We start from the raw sequence: 22,188 nt of genomic DNA on the forward strand, positions 1-22,188 counted from the left end.
TTGCTTGCATGGCACAACCCACGGTTGCCAGGCTGTTGCTGTCTGTACAACCTGATGGGAGCGGCCAGTGACATTCGGTGAGCAGCCGGCGTATCTGCGCGTCGCGGGTGATCTCCGCAAGAAGATCGTCGACGGCAGGCTGCCCCCGCACACCCGGCTGCCCTCGCAGGCCAGGATCCGCGAGGAGTACGGCGTCTCGGACACGGTCGCTCTTGAGGCGCGCAAGGTGCTGATGGCCGAGGGGCTGGTCGAGGGCCGCTCCGGCTCCGGGACCTATGTGCGCGAGCGTCCGGTGCCGCGCCGGATCGCCCGCTCCGGGTTCCGGCCGCCCGCCGGGGCGACACCGTTCCGGCAGGAGCAGGCCGACGGCGAGGCGCGCGGCACCTGGGAGTCCAGCAGCGAGCAGACCGAGGCCGGCGGCGCGATCGCCGAGCGGCTCGGCCTCCAGACCGGCGAGCGCGTGATGCGCACGAAGTACGTGTTCCGGGACGCCGGCGAGACGATGATGCTCTCCACGTCCTGGGAACCCCTCGCGGTGACCGGCCGTACGCCCGTGATGCTGCCCGAGGAGGGCCCGCTCGGCGGTATGGGGGTCGTCGAGCGGATGCGGGCCATCGACGTCGTCGTGGACAACGTCACGGAGGAGGTCGGCGCCCGGCCCGGCCTCTCCGAGGAACTTCTCGCGCTGGGCGGAGTCCCCGGGCATGTGGTCCTGGTCATCCAGCGCACGTACTACGCCTCGGGGCGCGCGGTGGAGACGGCCGACGTGGTCGTCCCGGCCGACCGCTACCGGATCGCCTACCACCTGCCCGTGAAGTGATCGCCAGCCACCTTCCCCTGAGGTGATCGCCTACCACCTCCCCGTGAGGTGATCGCCTGCCGCCCGCCCGTGAAGCAATGCTCCGACTTCGCATGAAGTAGCGCGCCGAGTAGTGAGTTGGGCGCATTCCAGGTGAAGTAGCGCAACTTTCCCGGCACTTGTCGCCGGAACCGGTCAATCCGCCCTGCCCTGGGGGCCGTTGGATTCCGGTCTTTCTCGCAGGTCGCCCACGGGACCTGTACCGTGCCTCCGACCGGATGCATCGAGGTGCGCCAACGGCGCGTTCGTAGTCGTGCGCCCCCTCCGTCATGGCTGGTTGCGTACCTCTTCGTGAAAAGCCGTATTCGCTGCGTGAAGGTTAGGCGTAGGCTCCGGCATATGCGGATTGCGGTTTCCTTATGGGGTGGGGCACGGCACGAACCGCGAGCGGGAAGCGGAGGGGCGCGATGAACGACGGCACGATCACTCTTCCCTGGCTCGTGATACGGCAGGACGACAACGGCAATCGCTACCGCGTGGGCAGGTACGCGACCCGCGCCGAGGCCCAGAAGATCGCGGACAGCCTCGACGACCGCAAGCACAAGCAGCTCTACTGGGTCGAGCGGATCGGGCAGAACGGGGACGCCACCCGCAACTGACGCACCCCGTAGGCTCCCGCGCATGACGACACGGATCGTGGTGGTCGGAGCCGCCCTGTTCGACGGCGACCTCGATGACGGCGGTGACGGCGGTGACGGCCACGGCCGCCGACTGCTCGCCGCGCGCCGTAGCGCGCCCCCCGAACTGGCCGGGCGCTGGGAACTCCCCGGCGGCAAGGTGGAGCCCGGCGAGCGCCCCGACGCCGCGCTGGTGCGCGAACTCCGCGAGGAACTCGGCGTCGACGCCGAGACCGTCGCCCGCGTCCCGGGGGAGTGGCCGCTGAAGCCGCCGTACGTCCTCCAGGTCTGGACGGCCCGGCTGCTCCCCGGTTCGCCCCGCCCGCGCCCCCTCCAGGACCACGACGAGCTGCGCTGGCTCGCCCCCGCGGACGTCTGGACCGTCGACTGGCTCGACCAGGACGTGCCCGCCGTACGGGAGACGCTCGCGCTCCTCGACGCCGGGGCGCGCTGAACCCGTCGTAGGCGGGGACGAGCCGGGCGTGCCGAACTCGCCGTAGTTCGTGGCGGACGGGCGCGCCGGACGCACATGGGGGGCGGGAGGGCGGAGTGCGCCGGATGTGGTGTACGCCGTTCGTGCCACAGTGCGCCCTCTGGGGCGGTACCGGGCCCTTGATATCGGGTATGTGCCCATTAACCCCATGAAATCGGACATGGGTGTGCTGGGCCGGCCCGGGATGTGATCGGCTTGATCGACACCGAAGGCGGCCGCGCCGAGTGGACCTTTCCCGCCGACCCCGGAGCCGTCCGCACCGCGCGCTCGGCCGTCCGCGGTCAACTGCGCGACTGGGACCTCGGCGCCCTCGACGACATCGCGACGCTGCTGGTCAGCGAGCTGGTGACCAACGCGCTGCGGCACGCCACGGGCCCCATCGGCGTCCGCCTGGTGCGCCCCGCCCACCCGGGCGGCGTCCTGCTCGTCGAGGTCTCCGACCCGCTCCCCGACCCGCCCCGCGAACGCGTCGCCCGCCCCGAGGACGAGAGCGGACGCGGCCTCCAGCTGGTCGCCGACGCCTGCGTCCGCTGGGGCACCCGGCCCGGGGAGACGGGCAAGACGGTGTGGTTCGAACTCGCGGTGCCGGAATGAACCCGGGTCTGCGCGCGGGCGCACGCTCCTGTACGAACCGGACAGCTGTGTCCATCGATTGGTCAAGGCCTGTGACGGTTGTCGATCGGCGTGGTTCGACTGCGTGTCCGCTGGTTAGAAGACTGGGAGTGTTGTCGCGGGACGGTCCGAAATGCATCGGGATTGTCCTGTGATCGTGAACACCGTGTTGTGGGGCGCCGTAGTGCTGGATACTGCGGGCAGCCGCCCCCGGTGACCGGTGCCGGACGCGGTGAGCTGGAGGGGACGGTTCGCGTGAGCGAGATACCAGCGAAGGCCACGGAGTCCGAGGACCCGTCGGGCGGCGCGAGGGCTGATGCCGTGGGCTTCGCCGACGTGCCCTCCGTCGACGCCATGTCCGTCGGCGACGCCATGTGGCAGAGCAGCCCACCCGGCTCGATCTACGACTACATCAAGGTCGCCTCCTTCTCCATCGGCCCCGACGGGCTGGTCGACCAGTGGAGCCTGCGGGCCGAGCAGCTCTTCGGCATCTCCACGGAGCACGCGGTCGGCATGGACCCCATCGAGGCGTTCGTCGACCCCGAGCTGCGCGAGCACGGCCAGCGGAAGATGGCCGAGATCCTCGACGGCCGGGAGTGGACCGGAGTGGTGCCCTTCCGGGTGCCGGAGACCGCGGACGGCGATCCGGGCAAGGAGGGTCTCGCCGAGGTCTATGTGATGCCGACCCGGACCGAGGAGGGCGAGCGGGCCGCCGTCTGCATCGTCGTCGACGTCCGGATCCTGCGCCGGATAGAGACCGATCTCGCCGCCTCGCAGTCGATATTCGGTCAATCTCCGTTCGGTTTCCTGCTGATCGACCCCGACCTGCGGGTCCGGCGCGCCAACCAGCAGATCGCCAACACCTTCGGCGGCACCCCCGACGACCACCGCGGCAACAGCGTCCAGGACTATCTGCAGAGCCCCGAGGCCGAGCGGGTCACCGCGACCCTGCGCCGGGTCCTGGAGACCGGCAACTCGATAACGGACATGCAGGTCAGCGGATTCGTGCCCGGCTCCGAGGACCGCCGGCACTGGTCCATCAACCTCTACCGCGTGCACAGCGGCAGCGGGCGCCCCATCGGCATCGCCTGGCTCGGGACCGACGTCACCGCCCGCCGCGCCGCCGCCCGCGAGGCCGCCTCCGCACGGCGCAATCTCGCCCTTCTGAACGAGGTCGGCGCCCGCATCGGGAACTCCCTCGACCTGGAGACCACCGCCCGCGAACTCCTCGACATCGTCGTCCCGGGCTTCTGCGACCTGGCGACCGTCGACCTCTACCAGGGCCTCCTGGCCGGCGACGAGACCCCGCCCGGCCGGGCCGACGGCAGCGCGGAGGTGCGCCGGGTGGCCTTCGCCAGCGCGGTCTCCGACGCCCCCTTCGTCGGCGGCGGCGCACCCGTCGCCGTCAACGCGGTCCACCACTACCCCTTCAACTCGCCCTGCGCGGACGCCCTGCGCACCGCCCGCCCGCAGTACGTCCCCGCCGAGGAGGGCGGCCCCGTCCAGTCCACGCTGGCCGTGCCGATGGTCGCCCACGACACCGTCGTAGGACTCGTGCAGTTCGCCCGTACGAAGGGCAGCGAACCGTTCGGCGACCGTGACCGGGACCTCGCGGTGGAGATGGCGGCACGGGCCGCGGTCTGCATCGACAACGCGCGGTTGTACCGGCGTGAGCACGAACGGGCGTTGATACTGCAACGCTCCCTCCTCCCGCCCGGCGACCCGGAGGCGTCCGGCCTCGACATCGCCTGCCGCTACCTCCCCGGGAACGCGGCGACGGAGGTCGGCGGCGACTGGTTCGACGTCATCGAACTCCCCGGCCACCGCACGGCGTTGGTGGTGGGAGACGTGATGGGCCGCGGCCTGCGCGCGGCGGTCGCGATGGGTGAACTGCGCACGGCGGTCCGCACATTGGCCCTCCTGGACCTCGAACCGGCTGAGGTGTTGTCCGCGTTGGACGAGATCGCGCGCGGGCTCGGCACCCCCGGCGGCGTCCAGCAGGCCACCCGGGCCGCCCGCCGCCCCCGCGAGGCCGACCTCTCCGAGGTGTACCTCGCGACCTGCATCTACGCCGTCTACGACTCGGTGACCAGGCGCTGCACCTTCGCCAACGCGGGCCATCTCCCGCCGGTCCTGGTGGAACCCGGCGAGGCCGCGCTGATGCTCGACGTCCCGCCCGGCATGCCGCTCGGCGTCGGCGGCGAACCCTTCGAGGAGGTGGAGGTCGAACTACCCGAAGGCGCACTCTTGGCGCTCTACACGGATGGACTGGTCGAATCCCGCGACCACCCCCTCGACGAGGGCCTCCAGGCCTTCGTGGGCGCCCTGACCGACCCCAACCGCCCCTCGAACGACGGCCCCCCGTCCACGGCCGCCGCACTCAACGCCGAGACCCACCGCGACCTGGAGGACGTCTGCGACCACGTCCTCAGCACCCTCGACACCCACCACGGCGAGGACGACATCGCGCTGCTGATGGCACGTGTCCAGGGCCTGCCGGAGGACTCCGTCGGCGACTGGACGCTGCCGCGCGAGCCGCGCAGCGTGGGCCGCGCCCGCGAGTACGCGCGCGCCCGACTCCAGTCCTGGAACCTCGAACCCCTCATCGACACAACGGAGTTGCTGGTCAGCGAACTGGTGACGAACGCACTCCGCTACGGCGAGGACGAGATCAGGCTACGGCTGCTGCTCGACCGCACCCTGGTCTGCGAGGTCTGGGACGCGGGCCTGGTCCAACCGCGCCGCCGCCGCGCCCGCGACACGGACGAGGGCGGCCGGGGCCTCCAACTGGTCGGCCTGCTGTCGGCGGCCTGGGGCTCACGCCGGACGCCTCGCGGCAAGACGGTGTGGTTCGAACTCCCGCTGCCGGACGGGGAGACCGGGATGGTGGACCCGGCGGAGGCACTGCTCAGTCTGTTCTGACGGGGGTGACGGCTGGTCTGACGGGGGTGGCGGCCGGCTCACGTCGGGTCGGCGTTGCCGCCGCGCTTTCGGGTGTCCGGTCCGCCGAAGGCGAGGGGTGGGCCGCCGTCCGGGTTCTCGCCGAGCAGCACTCCGCCGAGGACCGCTCCGGCCGTGTGTTCGGCGGGACCGTCGTACGGGTTGCCGTGGAGGCGGACGTCCTGTTCGGCCGACTCGCGGGCCTCCAGCGCGGGTTGGTGGGCCGCGGCGGGGGAGGTTTCGAGAAAGTGTTGCGCTTCCGCCAGAAGTGTTCGGGCCCCGTCGCCGATCGCGCCCCGATGCGTTGCCACGAAGCCGTCCGCCGCGCGGACGTCACCACGGCCGACGAGCCACGCGGCGGTGCCGAGTACGCCGTCCTGCCCGCCGCCGAGCGACGCCACGGCCCGCACGACGCTCCGCAGCGCGGCGAGGGGGTCGTACGGACGGTCGCCGGTCACTTCCTCCCGTACGGCCGCGAGGGTGGCGTCGATGTCATGGGGCGGCCCGGTCGTCCTGGCCCGCTCCGCCTCCGCGCCGGTGAGCGCGGCCGGGAGCAAGTCGGCGGCTTCGGCCAGGGAGTTGGCGAGCTGGTCGACGCCGGTCAGCAGGGTGTCGGCCTGACCGATGGCGCCCTCGGCGGCGCGCAGCTCCCGCACCGCCTGCCCGATCCGTTCCAAGTCGGCGGCCTGGCGGGCCTGGTTGAGATGAGTCGTGGCGAACACCAGCCGGTCCTTGGCCTGTTCGACGTATCCGGTGACGGGGGCGGTGGCCGATGGTGCGTAGCGCGCGTGGAGGTCCGCGAGTGCGGACTCTACGGCCCCTGTACGGCCGGTGAGTTCGCGGAACCGGCCCTCCGCGACCTCCAGCGCCCCGCTCATCTCCCGCTCCAGCGACCGGAGTTGGTCGAACCCCGGGGCCACGGCGTCCAGTCGCCGTCCGGCCTCGGCGCACCGCCCGACGACGCCGGCGAGCGCGTGCCGCCGGGCGGCCTCCTCCTCGGGGAACCCTTGGCCGTAGCGCAGACGTATCGCGAACGCGGCGGACAACTCCTGCTCGGCCTCCCGCAGGGCGAGCGCGAACGGTTCTACGGCCGCCGCCCCGAACCGGGCCTCGGCGAAGGCGAGTTCGTTCCGGCTGGTACGGACGCAGTCGTCGGCCTGGACGAGCGCGGCACCGGCCTGGCGCTCCAGCAGGGGGAGTGGGGTCACGGGAGGCCGGGACGACACCACGGGCGGTTCTACGGGTGGTCCTACGGGGGGTGTCGCTACCCCGGGAGTCGTACGGGTACGGGCCCTACGGGTACGCCGTACATACCCGTACCCCGCGAGTATTCCCACCCCGCCGACCGCGACGAGCGGCAGGACGAGGTCGGCGGCGGACGTCCCGTCGGCCTCCGGCTCGGCAAGGGCCTCCTGCCCGGCCCGGGCGGCGGTGGGCCCGGCCCGGGTGGCCGCAACCGGAACCTCCGCGTTGATCGTCATCACCGGCAACACCAGCCACACGACCCCGGCCGCCCCACCCAGCACGGCATGCGCCACCCGCACGGATATGTGAGAGGCCGCGCGTCGCGGCCGGCCGCGTATCAAGGATGACGTCACATTTCGGAGCGTATGAGCAGAAATACGCGAGCGCGACCGGGATGCGCCCAGGATGGGACGGGGGACAGCGCCGGGGGCGAGTGAGGTGGGAGGTGTATGGCTACGGGGAGGGGAGACACGGGGATGACACCGACGGAGGGCATGGACGCGGGCACGGGCGCGGGGGCAGACACGGAGGAGAGTCTTGAGGGGGAGAGGAAGGGGGAGCGGGAAGGGGAGCAGGAAGCGCTGACCGGGGCGCAGGCTGGGGCGCCGACCGGGGCGCAGGTAGGGGCGCCGACCGGAGTGCAGGCAGGGGTGACGGACACGGGCGGGGGCACGGAAACTGCGCAGGCCGCCGAAGCCGCCGCGCCCGCCGGAGCCGCTGAGTTTGCTGCTCCCGCCGAGCCCGCCGAGCCCGCCGAGCCCGCCGCGCCTGCCGAAGCTGCCGAGCTTGCCGAACCTGTCGCACCTGCCGAGCCCGTCGCTCTCGCCGAGCCTGCCGAAGCCGCTGCTCCCGCCGGGCCTGCTGCTCCTGCCACTCCCGCCGAGGGCGCCGAGCCCGTCACGCCCGCCGAGTCCGTCGCGCCTGCCGCGCTTGCCGGAGCCGCCGGAGCCGTCGGAGCCGCCGAGCTTGCTGCTCCCGCTGAGCTTGCCGCGCTTGCCGGAGCCGCCGAGCTTGCTGCTCCCGCCGAACCTGCCGCGCCTGCCGGATCCGCCGAGCTTGCCGCTCCCGCTGAGCCTGCCGCGCTTGCAGAAGCCGCCGCGCCTGCCGGAGCCGCTGAGCTTGCTGCTCCCGCCGAACCTGCCGCGCCTGGCGGAGTTGCCGTTCCCGCCGAGCTCGTTGCTCCCGCCGAGCCCGCCGAAGCCGCTGCTCCCGCCGGGCCTACCGCTCCCGCCGAGGGCGCCGAGCCCGCCCCGCCCGTCAAGGGCGCCAAGGGCGCCAAGCGTCCCCGTTCTCCCCGGAAGTGGATCCGCCGGACCCGCCGTACCGCCCTAGCCCTCGTCCTCCTCCTGCTTCTCCCCACCCTCGGCGCCGAGATCGCCCTCCGGGTGAACTACACGGGTGACCCCGTAGACGGCACCTACACCAGGAACCAGGACGCGATCTGGCTGGGGCATGCCTGGGTGGACGGGCGGAAGAGTGATGCGGATGTCGCCGCGCTGGCCCGTCGGCTGAAGGGGACCGGTATTCGTGACCTGTACGTCCATTCGGGGCCCCTGGAGCACGACGGCACCCTTCCCGAGTCGGACTACCCAAGAGCTACCTGGCTGATCGAGTCGGTCCACCGTGCGCTTCCCGGGGTCCGGGTCCAGGCCTGGCTGGGGGACAAGCTCGCCACCGAGAGTCCGGACGGTCTGCGGCTGGAGCGCGCGGAGACCCGTACCGCGATCGTCGCCTCCACCCGCCAGATCCTCGCCGCCGGCTTCGAAGGCGCCCACTTCGACCTGGAACCCCTGCACTCAGGCGACGACAACTACCTCGACCTGCTCGACCGGCTGCACGACGTCACCGAGTCCCGGAACGCCCAACTCTCCGTCGCCGCCCACCAGATCGACCCGCTCCCCGCCTTCCACTCCTTCTGGGGCACCCTCACCAACCACCCCAAGTGGTGGTCGCAGGCGTACTTCGGCCAGGTCGCCCGCCGCGTCGACCAGATCGCCGTCATGTCGTACGACACCATGCAGCCCCTACAGAGCCTCTACGGCGGCTACGTCGCCCAGCAGACCTCGCTCGCCCTGGAGGTCACCCCGGACTCCACCGAACTCCTCATGGGCCTGCCCTTCTTTCACGAGAACCGCTTCGGCCACCGGGGCGCCGCCGAGACCGTCCCCGCCGCCGTCCGGGGCGTACGCCTCGGCCTGTCCCGTACGGACGCGGACCGTGCGAACTTCGGCGTCGCCCTGTACGTGGACTTCGCGGCGACGGAGGCGGACTGGACGGCGTACCGGGAGGGCTGGGCGGGCTGAGCACACCTCGACGGGCGGTCGCCCGCCCCCGCGCAGCCTACGAAGAACGCCTCCCGATCTTCGACCCCAGCCACACCAGCGGGTCGTACTTGCGGTCAACTGCCCGTTCCTTCAAGGGAATCAGCGCGTTGTCCGTGATGTGGATGCCCTCGGGGCAGACCTCGGAGCAGCACTTGGTGATGTTGCAGTAGCCGAGGCCGTGTTCGTCCTGGGCGGTCTTCTTGCGGTCGAGGCCGCTCTCGGCCGCCGCGTCCAGCGGGTGCATGTCCAGCTCCGCGACCCGCATCAGGAAGCGCGGGCCGGCGAACGCCGGTTTGTTCTCCTCGTGGTCGCGGACCACATGGCAGGTGTCCTGGCACAGGAAGCACTCGATGCACTTGCGGAACTCCTGCGAGCGGTCGACGTCCTCCTGCATCATCCGGTACTCGCCGGCCGCGACCCCCTCCGGCGGCACGAACGACGGAATCTCCCTGGCCTTCTGGTAGTTGAAGCCGACGTCCGTCACCAAATCCCGTACCACCGGGAAGGCGCGCAGCGGGGTGACCGTGATCGTCTCCTCGCGCGTGAACACCGACATGCGGGTCATGCACATCAGCCGGGGGCGGCCGTTGATCTCCGCCGAGCACGAACCACACTTGCCCGCCTTGCAGTTCCAGCGCACGGCGAGGTCGGAGGCCTGGGTGGCCTGGATGCGGTGGATGATGTCGAGGATCACCTCGCCGTCGTTGACCTCGACCTTGAAGTCCTCCAGGCCGCCGCCCTTGACGTCCCCCCGCCACACCTTGAAGCGGGCCTCGTAGCTGCTCACTCGTAGAGCTCCTCTTCGGCGAGGTACTTGACCAGCTCTTCCTTCTCGAAGAGGGCGAGCAGGTCGGCGCGGATGGGGTCGGTCGTCTCTCGGGTCAGGGCGATCTGCGCGGCCACCGGGTCCGAGCCGCCCAACCCGCCCGTGGGATCGGTGAGTTGGCAGATCAGGTTGATGCGGCGCCAGTCGCGGTTCATACCGGGGTGGTCCTCGCGGGTGTGTCCGCCGCGCGACTCGGTGCGCTCCAGCGCGGCCCGCGCCACGCACTCGCTGACCAGCAGCATGTTGCGGAGGTCGAGCGCGAGATGCCAGCCCGGGTTGAACTGCCGGTGGCCCTCGACTCCCGCCCGGCGGGCCCGTACGCGAAGATCCGCCAGCTTCTCCAGCGCCTGTTCCATCTCGCCCTCGCGGCGGATGATGCCGACGAGGTCGTTCATGGTCTGCTGGAGTTCCTGGTGGAGGGTGTACGGGTTCTCGGGTGGGCGCCCGTTCTCCTTGCCGGGTTCCGGTCCTTCGGCGGAGAAGGGGCGTAGCGCCTCCGCCGCCGCCAGGTCCACCTCGGTGTCGTCGATCAGCGGGCGGCTGTCCGCCAGGTCGGCCGCGTGGTCCGCCGCGTGCCAGCCCGCCCTGCGGCCGAACACCAGCAGGTCGGACAGGGAGTTGCCGCCCAGCCGGTTGGAGCCGTGCATGCCGCCGGCCACCTCACCGGCCGCGAACAGCCCCGGCACTCCGCGTGCCGCCGCCGTGTCCGACTCGACCGCGATGCCGCCCATCACGTAGTGACAGGTCGGGCCGACCTCCATCGCCTCCGCCGTGATGTCGACGTCGGCCAGCTCCTTGAACTGGTGGTACATGGACGGGAGTCGGCGCCGGATCACCTCCGCCGGCATACGCGTCGACACGTCCAGGAAGACCCCGCCGTGCGGTGAGCCGCGGCCCGCCTTCACCTCGGAGTTGATGGCGCGGGCGACCTCGTCGCGGGGGAGCAGTTCGGGGGGACGGCGGTTGTTGTCCGGGTCCTCGTACCAGCGGTCGCCCTCGGCCTCCGACTCGGCGTACTTCTCCTTGAAGACGTCGGGGATGTAGTCGAACATGAACCGCTTGTTCTCGGAGTTGCGCAGCACCCCGCCGTCGCCGCGCACCGACTCGGTGACGAGGATGCCCTTCACGGAGGGCGGCCAGACCATGCCCGTCGGGTGGAACTGCACGAACTCCATGTTCAGCAACGGCGCTCCGGCCAGCAGCGCCAGCGCGTGGCCGTCGCCCGTGTACTCCCACGAGTTGGACGTCACCTTGAAGGACTTGCCGATCCCGCCGGTCGCGATCACCACGGAGGGCGCTTCCAGGACGAGGAAGCGGCCCGTCTCGCGCTCGTAGGCGAAGACCCCCGAGACGCGGCTCCCGTCCTTCAACACCCTTGTGACCGTGCACTCCTGATAGACCTTCAGGCGCGACTCGTACTCGCCGGTCTCCTTGTGGTCCTCCTGCTGGAGGGACACGATCTTCTGCTGGAGCGTGCGGATCAGCTCAAGTCCCGTACGGTCGCCGACATGCGCGAGGCGCGGGTACTCGTGGCCGCCGAAGTTGCGCTGGGAGATCCGGCCGTCCCGGGTGCGGTCGAAGAGGGCGCCCCAGGTCTCCAACTCCCATACCCGGTCCGGGGCTTCCTTCGCGTGCAGCTCGGACATGCGCCACTGGTTGAGGAACTTGCCGCCGCGCAGGGTGTCGCGGAAGTGGACCTGCCAGTTGTCGCCGGAGTTGACGTTGCCCATCGCCGCCGCGATGCCGCCCTCGGCCATCACCGTATGGGCCTTGCCGAACAGCGACTTGCAGATCACCGCCGTACGGGCACCGCGTTCGCGCGCCTCGATGGCGGCCCGCAGGCCGGCGCCACCGGCACCGACCACGACGACGTCCCACTCCTGTCGCTCGACCACGGACATCAGAAGAACCTCGGATCGTTGAAAGCGCCGGAGGCGACCAGGTACACGTAGAAGTCGGCAGCCGCGACGCTGATCAACGACGCCCAGGCCAGCTGCATATGACGGTTGTTCAGTTTCCCGACGAACTTCCACGCCTTGTAGCGCACGGGATGCTTGGAGAAGTGCTTGAGCTTGCCGCCGACGATGTGCCGGCAGGAGTGGCAGGAGAGGGTGTACGCCCAGATCAGCACGATGTTGGCCACGAAGACGAGGGTGCCGAGGCCCATGTGGCCCCAGTGGTAGTGCTCGTCGCGGAAGGTCAGCACGGTGTCGTAGGTGAGCGTGCCCGCCACCAGGAGGGCCGCGTAGAAGAAGTACCGGTGGACGTTCTGGAGGATCAGCGGGAAGCGGGTCTCGCCGGAGTACTTCTTGTGCGGCTCGGCCACCGCGCAGGCCGGGGGAGAGGCCCAGAAGCCGCGGTAATAGGCCTTGCGGTAGTAGTAGCAGGTCAGGCGGAAGCCGAGCGGGAAGATCAGGATGATGATGGCGGGCGAGATGCCCCACCAGCTCCCGAAGAGATCGGCGTTCGGGCCCGCGTGCATGGTTCTGCACCGCTCGGCCAGACAGGGCGAGTAGAACGGCGACACATAGGGCGCCGAGTAGTAGTTCGAGTCCGCGAAGGCCCGCCAGGTCGAGTAGACGACGAAGGCGAGCAGTCCGGCGGCGGTGACGGCCGGGGCCAGCCACCAGCGGTCGGTCCGCAGATGCGGGGCGTCGATGGCGGCGCGCGTACCGGTGCGTACGCCGCCGCTGTTCGGATGGGGTTCCGTACCAGTGGCCAACTCAGGACTCCGGTCGGTTCAGGGTGCGTGGCGGTGATGGGCGCCGAGTCCTTCGTCGTCCGTATCCGTCCACAGGGTGTTGTCGTAGGGGGTGTCGGAGATGGGGACGAGATCGGGGCGCCGGGGGCGCTCGATCCCTGGTGCGGCGTCGCGCAGCAGTGCGACGCTCTCGCGCAGCCGGTCGGCGTCGGCCTTGACCCTGCGCATCTCCAGGCCGCCGCTGCCGAATTGGTTCTCCAGCCGTCCGACCGACCTGAACAGGTCGTCGAGACAGCGCTGGACTGATGTCAGTTCGTCGTGCACGGACATGACGTGACCTCGCTTCCGTGGGCCTCGGCCCTGGACGGCAACGTTCATGCGCCTGCGAGTGTTGCGCGTCACACCGGCCGGTGGGAAGCGGTGTGCACGGATTGGCCGGGGTGCGTTGGTGTGTACGGGGGCAGATTCGAACATTGCGCCGCACGGGTGGGCTTCCCGGCGCCCCTCGCCGTGTCGCCCCACAGGGCCGAACCGTTTCCTCTTCAGTGGCCGCATAGATCTGATCAGCTCCATATACCACCAAAAGCGATCAGAAGCCCGCGGCTTACCGGAGGTAGCAGTGATGTCCCACGACGGCGTCAGACTGCGCGCGGTCATGCGCTCGGTCGCCTTCCTCACCGCGGGCGCGCTCGCGGTGCCCACCCTCGCGGGGTGCGGCTCCGACGACGAGTCGGGCAAGCCGCTGGCCGGACAGGACATCGCGCCGGTAGCGCGTGACCTGGTCGCCGACGGCGGCACCCTGCGCTGGGCCGTCGACGACGTGCCCGAGACCCTCAACGCCTTCCAGTCGGACGCCGACGACGCCACCACCCGCGTCGCCCAGGCCGTCCTGCCCGCCATGTTCCGGCTCGACGCGCAGGGCCGCCCGCAGCGCGACGCCGACTACCTGGAGTCCGCGAAGGTCGTCGACACCTCGCCCAAGCAGGTCGTCCTCTACAAGCTCGACCAGCAGGCCGTGTGGAGCGACGGCCGCGAGATCGGCGCCGCCGACTTCGCCGCCCAGTGGCGCGCCCTGTCCGGCAAGGACTCCGCGTACTGGACCGCGCGCAACGCCGGTTACGACCGCATCGAGAAGATCGAGCGCGGCGCCAACAACCTTGAGGTCAAGGTCACTTTCAGCAGGCCGTACGCCGACTGGAAGTCACTGTTCTCGCCGCTGTACCCCAAGGACGTGATGGGCACCCCGGACGCCTTCAACGACGGGGCGCGCCGCAAGCTGAAGGTCACCGCCGGGGCCTTCGGGGTGCAGAAGGTCGACCGCAAGGACAAGGAGATCGTCCTCGCCCGCAACCCGCACTGGTGGGGCAGGCCCGCGAAGCTCTCCCAGCTCGTGCTGACCGCCGTACCGCTGGACAAGCGGGCCGCCGCGCTCGCCGACGGCACCGTCGACCTCGCCACGATCGACCCCGTCGACGCGAGCCGGATCGCGCTCGCGAGCCGCGCCAAGGGCACCGGCACCCCGCTCCAGGGCGCGAGCGCGAGCGCCACGGGCGACACGGAGAGCAAGGACGAGAGCAAGGACGAGAACAAGGGCGAGAACAAGGGCGAGAACAAGGGCGAGAGCCCCAAGGAGAAGAAGCTCAGCAAGAAGGAGCGCAAGGCGCTCGCCAAGTACCTGCGCCAGCAGGACGAGTTGAGGGCCTTCACCGTCCGCCGCTCCTTCGAGCCCGCCTACACGCAGCTCGCCCTCAACGGCTCAGAGGGCCCCCTCGCCGACGAACGCGTCCGGCGCGCCGTGGCCCGCGCGCTCGACCGCGAGGCGCTCGCCAAGGTCGTCCTCACCCCGCTCGGCCTGCCCGCCGTGCCGGTCGGCAGCCATCTCGCGCTCGCCGGACAGGCCGCGTACGCCGACAACAGCGGCGCGCTCGGCGACCACGACACCGCGGAGGCGCAGGCGCTGCTCACCGACGCCGGCTGGGTGGCGGGCGGACCGGTCAAGGAGAAGGGGGAGAAGGCGGCCGGCGCCGAGGGGAAGAAGGGCAAGAAGTCCGACGACGCGTCGGAGGGCGGCTCCGACGGGCAGTACATCGTCGGTGAGGACAACAAGGACCCGCAGGACCACACCAAGAAGCACGACAAGGCTTCCGGACACGGCGACGAGGGGTCCAAGCACCTCGCCGACGGCAAGCAGTACGACGGCCGCAAGGTGAGGCAGGGCGGGGCGCCCGGCGCGTACGCCCCGAAGGGCACGGCCGCCCCGGCCGGTGCGAGGACGGGCACGCTCGCCAAGGACGGCAAGCCGCTCACCCTGCGCTTCGTGCTCCCCTCCGGGACCGGCTCGGAGTCGCTGAGCGCGGTCGCCGACAGCATTTCCCGCATGCTGGAGAAGGTCGGCATCCGCACGGAGATCACCAAGGTCTCCGACGACAGCTACTTCAAGGACCACATCGCGTCCGGCCAGTACGACCTCGCGCTCTACTCCTGGCCCGCGTCCGCCTACCCCGCCACCGACGCCCGCCCGATCTTCGCCAAGCCGGTCCCGGCCGCGGACGGTTCCCTGAACGTCGAGCAGAACTACACCCGCGTCGGCACCGACCAGGTCGACCAGCTCTTCGACCAGGCCGCCTCGACCCTCGACGAGGACGAGTCCGCCGCCCTGGTCCGCAAGGCCGACGCCCGTATCTGGGCGGCGGCCGGCTCGATCCCCCTCTACCAGCGCCCCCAGCTCACCGCCGCCCGCAGGACCGTCGTCAACGCGGGCTCCTTCGGCTTCCAGACCCCGGTCTACGAGGACATGGGCTTCCTGAAGAAGGGGGCCCACCCCTCGGCGAGCCCGTCGGGCCGATAGCGGTCTCGCGCGCTCGGCGGCACGGGAGTCGTACAACGCGAACGTGGCCGGACCTCCGCCGAGGTCCGGCCACGTTCGCGGTCTCAGATCAGCAGTAGGCCTTCGCCGCCAGCTTGGCGGTTCCCGACGCCGGGCGCTCGGTGCACTTGACGCCGCCCTCGGTCTGGATGTTCCAGCTGTGCCCCTTGCCGGAACCCTTGTTGATGAAGCCCGTTCCACCGTTGTTGCAGGTCTTGGCGTCGTACCAGCCGGACGCCTTCTTGACCCCGCTGAAGACGACGTAGGTCCCCGGCTTGTTGAAGTTGAACCTGACCGATTCGCTCGACTCGCTGGTCTTCTGCCCCGACTTGGTGAGAGTCCCCGAGATGTGGGCGTCCATGCTGGAGATCACCCAGCTCGCCGAGTAGCTGGCACCGGCGGTCACCTCGCGTCCGGAGGTGACCGTCCTGCGGTACGTCGCCGTCTTGGTGTACGTCCCCGTGCTGTCCTGGGCGATGTTGATCTGCTTGGCGTGGGTGATCACCCAGGCGTTGCTGAGACTCGTCCAGGTGGCGGCCTTGTGTCCCGGTTCGCAGATGATGGGCCGCGCGCTGGCGGCCGAGACCGGTCCGAGCACGACCGAAGCGGTCGCGAGCCCGGTGACCGCCGCGAGAGACAGAAGCCTGTTCCCCATGATTGTTTCCCCGTTTCCGAAATTGGCATGGCCGTCCCGCTGGACGGTCGTGCCACGGCATTGCCCCGCCATCGGCAGGGCCACGTCAAATTACATCGGCGCGATCAGTGGGATCCAAGTGAATTGAGGGAGAATTGAGGTCGAAGGGACCGACCGCGACAGCCCTGCGAAAGCCCTGCGGAGGCCCTGCGACAGCCCCGCGGCAGCCCTGCGGAGGCCCCTTCCCCGTACGCCACGTACGATGGGGTAAGGCCGTGGCGTGTCCAGCCCGGCAGGGTCCGCGTAACGCAGACGTACGCGCAGGCCTTCCTCACTCTCCGGGAGTACGCCGCAATATGGCCACGCGCCACGACATCCGCAACGTCGCAATCGTCGCCCACGTCGACCACGGGAAGACGACCCTCGTCGACGCCATGCTGAAGCAGGCCGGTGCCTTCGCCGCGCACGCCGCCGAATCGCTCGACGACCGCATGATGGACTCGAACGATCTGGAGCGTGAGAAGGGCATCACGATCCTGGCCAAGAACACGGCCGTGAAGTACCACCCCAAGGATGGCGGCGACGTCATCACCATCAACATCATCGACACCCCGGGCCACGCCGACTTCGGTGGCGAGGTCGAGCGCGGTCTCTCGATGGTGGACGCGGTGGTGCTGCTCGTCGACGCCTCCGAGGGCCCGCTGCCGCAGACCCGCTTCGTGCTGCGCAAGGCGCTCCAGCAGCGCCTGCCCGTCATCCTCTGCATCAACAAGACGGACCGCCCCGACTCCCGGATCGACGAGGTCGTCAACGAGACCTACGACCTCTTCCTGGACCTGGACGCCGACGAGGAGCAGATCGAGTTCCCCATCGTCTACGCGTGCGCGCGTGACGGTGTCGCCTCGCTGACCAAGCCGGAGAACGGCACGGTCCCGCAGGACAGCGACAGCCTGGAGCCCTTCTTCTCCACGATCCTGTCCCACGTCCCGGCCCCCGAGTTCGACGAGGCGGCCCCGCTCCAGGCGCACGTCACCAACCTGGACGCGGACAACTTCCTCGGCCGTATCGCGCTGCTCCGCGTCGAGCAGGGCGAGCTGCGCAAGGGCCAGACCGTCACGTGGATCAAGCGCGACGGCACGATGTCCAACGTGCGCATCACCGAGCTGCTGATGACCGAGGCGCTCACCCGCAAACCGGCCGAGATGGCGGGCCCCGGTGACATCTGCGCCGTGGCCGGTATCCCGGACATCATGATCGGCGAGACCCTGGCCGACCCGGAGAACCCGATCGCGCTGCCGCTCATCACGGTCGACGAGCCGGCGATCTCCATGACCATCGGTACGAACACCTCGCCGCTGGTCGGCCGCGGCGGCACCGGCAAGGGCGCCACCGCGAAGGCGGCCGTCAAGGACCGCAAGGTGACGGCCCGTCAGGTCAAGGACCGCCTGGACCGCGAGCTGATCGGTAACGTCTCGCTGCGCGTCCTCGACACCGAGCGTCCCGACGCCTGGGAGGTGCAGGGCCGCGGTGAGCTGGCGCTGGCCATCCTGGTCGAGCAGATGCGCCGTGAGGGCTTCGAGCTGACCATCGGCAAGCCGCAGGTCGTCACGCAGATCATCGACGGCAAGGTGCACGAGCCGGTCGAGCGCATGACGATCGACGTGCCCGAGGAGCACATGGGCGCGGTCACGCAGCTCATGGGCGTCCGCAAGGGCCGGATGGACAACATGTCCAACCACGGCTCCGGCTGGGTCCGCCTGGAGTTCGTCGTCCCGTCCCGCGGTCTCATCGGCTTCCGTACCGAGTTCCTCACCGGGACGCGCGGCACGGGCATCGCCCACTCCATCCACGAGGGCCACGAGCCGTGGTTCGGTGTGCTGACGACCCGTAACAACGGCTCGCTGGTCGCCGACCGCGCCGGTGCCGTCACCGCGTTCGCGATGACGAACCTCCAGGAGCGCGGTGTGCTGTTCACCGACCCCGGCACCGAGGTGTACGAGGGCATGATCGTCGGCGAGAACTCGCGCGCCGACGACATGGACGTGAACATCACCAAGGAGAAGAAGCTCACCAACATGCGCTCGGCCGCCGCCGACTCGTTCGAGGCGATCGTGCCCCCGCGCAAGCTCTCCCTGGAGCAGTCCCTGGAGTTCTGCCGCGACGACGAGTGCGTCGAGGTGACCCCGGAGTCCGTCCGTATCCGCAAGGTCGTCCTCGACCAGAAGGAGCGCGGTCGCTCCGCGAGCCGCGCCAAGCACGGCTGACGCACCGCTACGGCCCCAACTGAGCCCGGGCGCCCCCTTCTTGGGGGTGTCCGGGCTCAGTTCGTTCCGCGCGCCCGGGACAAGTGCGCGACGGGCTACAGGGTTTTCCCTATGATTTCGCCATGGAGACCCCGGGGCCTGTGCCCATGGTTGTGTCTCGGTAAAGTCGTCCGAATGCGGACCGGCGTTCCGGCCGTCCGACGCTCTTCCGGCCTGTGACATGGAGGTTGACCCTCCGGCCGCCGGGGGCAAGCGATTTTCCCCTCCGTTCGTCCGCAATGCGGAGAGCCGTGTCCGAAAGTTGTGTAACAAGTCCGTTTCGCAGGCATCTTTCGCCAAACCCTTTGTCCGGATTTTGGAAGATGTGAGCGTCAGCTGTGACTGAATTGAGATTTAAAGACAGTGGTCGGCACCTGGCGCATGGCAGATAGTTAGCCGCGTAACGCTCGGGTCAATGGGTCATCGCGCCGTGGGGACGGCGCCGACTCGCGAGCACCAGGGGGTGTCTGACCCTCCGTCAGGGGTGACGGGGGAAAGGCGTCGACCCCCTCCTGTTGGTGAACACGTGGAGTCATGAGGAGGAGCCCCATGCGTGGTGTCACGAACGCCAGGTGGGACACGCCGTCCGTCAGTAGCAACTTCGGCCGCCCATGCGGAGATTGGCTCTGAGGAGTCGGCCGGCCGCTTAGTGCAGCCGCCCAACTACGCGCGTCCGGCTGCGGGATCTCCCGCCGCCCGGCACGTTTCGAACCTCTCTCCTGGAACCGACCGGCGATCGCGCACACCCCGCGCGGATCGCCCGCTCGGCACACCCACACCTGTGAAATGGGCCAACAGTGACAAGTCCTATCGACATTGAGGGCGGCGGAACCTCGGTCGTCGTCGACGGCGAACCAGGGCCGAAGACCGAACCCGAGGCCAAGAAGCTGGAGGGCCGGTCGCCCGGCCAGCTGATGTGGGTCCGCTTCAAGCGCGACCGCACCGGCGTCGTCTCCGCCTACGTGGTGGGCTTCTTCTTCCTCGTCGGACTCCTCGCTCCGCTGATCTCGAAGCTGTACGGCAAGGACCCGTACACCGTGTACGCGGACGAACGCCCCGAGCTCTTCGACAGCGCGGGTGTGCCACTGCAACCCAACGGCGGGATCAGCAGCCAGTTCTGGTTCGGCCTCGAACCGGGCAACGGCTACGACGTGTTCACCAAGCTGATCTACGGCATCCGCACCTCGCTGATGATCTCCGTCTGCGTGACGGTCGCGACCGTGCTCACCGGCATCCTGCTCGGTGTCGCGGCCGGCTATCTCGGCGGAAAGCCCGACTACTTCATCAGCCGGGTCATCGACTTCCTCCTCGCCTTCCCCGCCCAGCTCTTCTTCATCGCCAGCATGCCGGTCATGGTCTCCCTCTTCGTGAGCCCGACCGACGAGACACCGACCTACGTCCGGGTCGTGGCCCTCATCGCGGTGCAGTGGTTCCTGGGCTGGATGAGCCTCGCCCGGATCCTGCGCGGCACCAGTCTGGCGCTGCGCGAACGGGAGTTCATCGAGGCGGCCAGGGTCAGCGGCGCCTCGCCCTGGCGGATCATCAGCAAAGAGATCCTGCCGAACGTGGTCACGCCGATCCTCGTACAGTCCACGTACATGCTTCCGGGCTTCGTGACCGCCGAGGCCGGACTGTCCTACCTGGGCGTGGGCATCGTCGAACCGACGCCGGACTGGGGACAGATGTTCTCCAAGGCGTCCACCGAACTCGTGATGTCGAACGACATCACCTACATGTTCTTCCCGGGTGTCTCGATGATCATCTTCATCGTGGCCTTCAACCTGCTCGGGGACTCGGTCAGGGACGCCTTCGATCCCAAGACGGCACGCTGACCGTCCGTTGGTGGGCGTCCGCGCCCGGATACCGCACGGCAACACAGCACAGCAATCCAGCACGGCGATCCAGCACGGGAATTCCTTTGTGCACTGGTGACACACAGATGGGTGGAAACTGAGTGATGAGTAGGGGCGGACGCCACGTATACGCCGCGCTCTCCGTGCTCGCGGCCGGGGCTCTTGTGCTCACCGGTTGCAGCAAGGGCGGCAGCGACGCGAGCGACAACAACAAGCAGGACAAGGAGAACGCGGCAAGACAGCAGAAGTCGATCAAGTTCGGCAACGCCGCCGACTCCACCGGACCGGCCGCGGCCGTACCCGGCGCCAAGGCGGGCGGCACGATGGAGGTTCTCCAGCGTGACAGCTACGCCCACCTCGACCCGGCCCAGATCTACGTCTCCGACGAGGGCTCCCTGGCGACCCTGATCCACCGGGGCCTGACGGGCTACAAGGCGAGCGACAACGGCAAGACGCACGAGGTCGTCGGCGACCTCGCCACCGACTCCGGTACCCCCTCGGACGGCGGCAAGACCTGGAAGTACACGCTCAAGGACGGCATAAAGTTCGCGGACGGCACGCCGATCACGTCCACGGACTTCCGCCAGACCTTCGAGCGGCTCTTCGCGACCTACATCAACCAGGGCCCGACCTACATCCAGCAGTGGATGGCCGACACCTCCGGCGTCGACTACCGCAAGCTGCTGCCGGACGGCCCGTACAAGGGCAAGCACCTGCCGAGCACGGTCCTGGAGACCCCGGACGCCAAGACCGTCATCTTCCACTTCAAGTCCCCGCACGCCGACCTGCCGTACGCCCTCGCCATGGCGGGCTACGCCGTCGTGTCCGCCAAGGGTGACACCCAGGTCAAGTACGACAAGGCACCGGTCACGAGCGGCCCGTACAAGATCCAGTCGTTCAAGTCCGGCAAGTCGATGGTGCTCGTGAAGAACACCAACTGGGACCCGAAGACGGACCCGATCCGCAACCAGTACGTGGACCAGTTCAACTTCACGTTCAACCAGCAGTACGAGACCTCGACGAAGGCGCTCCTCGCCGACAGCGGTGCCGACCAGACCGGCCTCAGCTTCAACAACCAGGTCGACGCGGGCAACCTGTCCAGCGTGCTCAAGGACCCGAAGCTGAAGTCCCGCACGATCTCCGGCTACCAGCCGTACGTGGGCCAGATGAACATCAACCTGAGCCACACGGCCCTGAAGGACAAGACGGTCCGCGAGGCCATCGCCTACGCGCTGCCGGTCACGCCGTTCCTCCGTGCCTACGGCGGCACCGACGCCATGGAGACCGCGGGCGGCACGATCAGCCCGACCGTCTCCGGCTACAACGCCGCGTTCGACCCCTGGGGCAAGAAGAAGAACCCCGCAGGTGACCCGGCCAAGGCCAAGGCGCTGCTGAAGAAGGCCGGCAAGCTCAACATGAAGCTGACCTTCGGCTACATCAACACCCCCGAGGGCCAGCAGTACTCCACCGCCATGGCGGCGGGCCTGAAGAAGGCCGGCTTCGACGTCCAGCGCCAGGAGATCCCGGCCGAGACCTACTACGACCAGGTCAGCAAGCTCAACAACAACTACGACATCTTCCACAGCGCGTGGGGTGCCGACTGGCCGTCCGCCTCGACCGTCATCCCGCCGCTCTACGACGGACGCGTCATCGCCGACGGTGCGCAGAACTACCCGCAGGTCAACGACCCCAAGGTGAACGCCGACATCGACGCGGCGAACAAGATCACCGACCCGGTCAAGGCCGCGGCGGCCTGGGAGAAGATCGACGAGTACCTCGTGAAGGACGTCGTCGCCTTCGTCCCGACCGCGTACTACAAGCAGACCCAGATCGCCGGCTCCAAGGTCGGCGGCCTCGTCTACGACGACGTCATCGGCGGCGTCGACCCGCGTCGCCTGTTCGTCAAGTAACCGCC

General features: G+C 69.5%; 15 protein-coding genes and 1 pseudogene. 10 read left to right on the plus strand and 6 right to left on the minus strand.

Going from position 1 to position 22,188, the window contains the following annotated elements; genetic code table 11:
* The first annotated feature begins 67 nt into the window (after positions 1–67).
* The 5 genes from ACWIHT_RS07695 to ACWIHT_RS07715 all read left to right on the plus strand — a co-directional run bounded on the left by ACWIHT_RS07695 (position 68) and on the right by ACWIHT_RS07715 (position 5,503).
* Positions 68–820 carry a GntR family transcriptional regulator gene (locus tag ACWIHT_RS07695; RefSeq protein WP_431252763.1) on the plus strand — a complete coding sequence of 251 codons (753 nt, stop codon included), beginning with the start codon at positions 68–70 and terminating at the stop codon, positions 818–820.
* Positions 821–1,266: 446 nt separating this feature from the next.
* On the plus strand, positions 1,267–1,458 hold the full coding sequence (locus ACWIHT_RS07700; protein WP_019072018.1) for an SPOR domain-containing protein: 192 nt from the start codon (positions 1,267–1,269) through the stop codon (positions 1,456–1,458).
* 22 nt (positions 1,459–1,480) lie between these two features.
* Positions 1,481–1,930 (plus strand): (deoxy)nucleoside triphosphate pyrophosphohydrolase, encoded by a 450-nt coding sequence (locus tag ACWIHT_RS07705; RefSeq protein ID WP_456165470.1) that lies wholly within the window; start codon positions 1,481–1,483, stop codon positions 1,928–1,930.
* A gap of 225 nt (positions 1,931–2,155) precedes the next feature.
* Positions 2,156–2,563 carry an ATP-binding protein gene (locus tag ACWIHT_RS07710; protein WP_456165472.1) on the plus strand — a complete coding sequence of 136 codons (408 nt, stop codon included), beginning with the start codon at positions 2,156–2,158 and terminating at the stop codon, positions 2,561–2,563.
* 273 nt (positions 2,564–2,836) lie between these two features.
* Entirely contained in the window at positions 2,837–5,503 is a 2,667-nt protein-coding gene (locus ACWIHT_RS07715) for a SpoIIE family protein phosphatase (RefSeq protein WP_456165474.1), read from the plus strand.
* Between the two features lie 38 nt (positions 5,504–5,541).
* On the opposite strand, the gene ACWIHT_RS07720 is transcribed toward ACWIHT_RS07715, so the two are convergent.
* Positions 5,542–7,119 (minus strand): hypothetical protein, encoded by a 1,578-nt coding sequence (locus ACWIHT_RS07720; protein ID WP_456165476.1) that lies wholly within the window; start codon positions 7,117–7,119, stop codon positions 5,542–5,544.
* Positions 7,120–8,076: 957 nt separating this feature from the next.
* Here ACWIHT_RS07720 and ACWIHT_RS07725 point away from each other — a divergent pair.
* Positions 8,077–9,069, plus strand: a pseudogene (locus tag ACWIHT_RS07725) (hypothetical protein); the annotation flags it as partial.
* A 37-nt stretch (positions 9,070–9,106) separates the two neighbouring features.
* Here ACWIHT_RS07725 and ACWIHT_RS07730 read toward each other — a convergent pair.
* From ACWIHT_RS07730 to ACWIHT_RS07745, 4 genes are read right to left on the minus strand one after another with little or no spacing between them, the layout of a single operon-like run.
* Positions 9,107–9,877: a succinate dehydrogenase/fumarate reductase iron-sulfur subunit gene (locus tag ACWIHT_RS07730; RefSeq protein ID WP_456165478.1), complete on the minus strand. Its 771-nt coding sequence runs from the start codon at positions 9,875–9,877 to the stop codon at positions 9,107–9,109.
* Positions 9,874–11,817, minus strand: coding sequence for a fumarate reductase/succinate dehydrogenase flavoprotein subunit (locus ACWIHT_RS07735; protein WP_456165480.1), 1,944 nt, complete (start codon positions 11,815–11,817; stop codon positions 9,874–9,876). The genes ACWIHT_RS07730 and ACWIHT_RS07735 overlap by 4 nt, the downstream gene beginning before the upstream one ends.
* Positions 11,817–12,638 (minus strand): hypothetical protein, encoded by an 822-nt coding sequence (locus ACWIHT_RS07740; protein ID WP_456165482.1) that lies wholly within the window; start codon positions 12,636–12,638, stop codon positions 11,817–11,819. The genes ACWIHT_RS07735 and ACWIHT_RS07740 overlap by 1 nt, the downstream gene beginning before the upstream one ends.
* 18 nt (positions 12,639–12,656) lie before the next feature.
* Positions 12,657–12,947 carry a hypothetical protein gene (locus tag ACWIHT_RS07745; protein ID WP_456165484.1) on the minus strand — a complete coding sequence of 97 codons (291 nt, stop codon included), beginning with the start codon at positions 12,945–12,947 and terminating at the stop codon, positions 12,657–12,659.
* Between the two features lie 292 nt (positions 12,948–13,239).
* Between ACWIHT_RS07745 and ACWIHT_RS07750 the strand changes: the two genes are divergently transcribed.
* Positions 13,240–15,465, plus strand: a complete 2,226-nt coding sequence (locus ACWIHT_RS07750; protein ID WP_456165486.1) for an ABC transporter family substrate-binding protein — start codon at positions 13,240–13,242, stop codon at positions 15,463–15,465.
* Between the two features lie 88 nt (positions 15,466–15,553).
* Here ACWIHT_RS07750 and ACWIHT_RS07755 read toward each other — a convergent pair whose 3' ends face one another.
* Positions 15,554–16,138 (minus strand): hypothetical protein, encoded by a 585-nt coding sequence (locus tag ACWIHT_RS07755; protein WP_456165488.1) that lies wholly within the window; start codon positions 16,136–16,138, stop codon positions 15,554–15,556.
* A gap of 335 nt (positions 16,139–16,473) precedes the next feature.
* Between ACWIHT_RS07755 and typA the strand changes: the two genes are divergently transcribed.
* The 3 genes from typA (at position 16,474) to ACWIHT_RS07770 (ending at position 22,183) form a co-directional block, all read left to right on the plus strand.
* The gene (gene typA, locus ACWIHT_RS07760) at positions 16,474–18,381 is read left to right on the plus strand and encodes a translational GTPase TypA (RefSeq protein WP_456165490.1); all 1,908 of its coding nucleotides are present in this window, start codon (positions 16,474–16,476) and stop codon (positions 18,379–18,381) included.
* An 836-nt stretch (positions 18,382–19,217) separates the two neighbouring features.
* Positions 19,218–20,252, plus strand: a complete 1,035-nt coding sequence (locus ACWIHT_RS07765) for an ABC transporter permease (RefSeq protein WP_456165492.1) — start codon at positions 19,218–19,220, stop codon at positions 20,250–20,252.
* 125 nt (positions 20,253–20,377) lie between these two features.
* Positions 20,378–22,183 (plus strand): ABC transporter substrate-binding protein, encoded by a 1,806-nt coding sequence (locus ACWIHT_RS07770; protein ID WP_456165494.1) that lies wholly within the window; start codon positions 20,378–20,380, stop codon positions 22,181–22,183.
* Positions 22,184–22,188 lie beyond the last annotated feature (5 nt).

Source organism: Streptomyces sp. NPDC002276 (genome assembly GCF_053891435.1).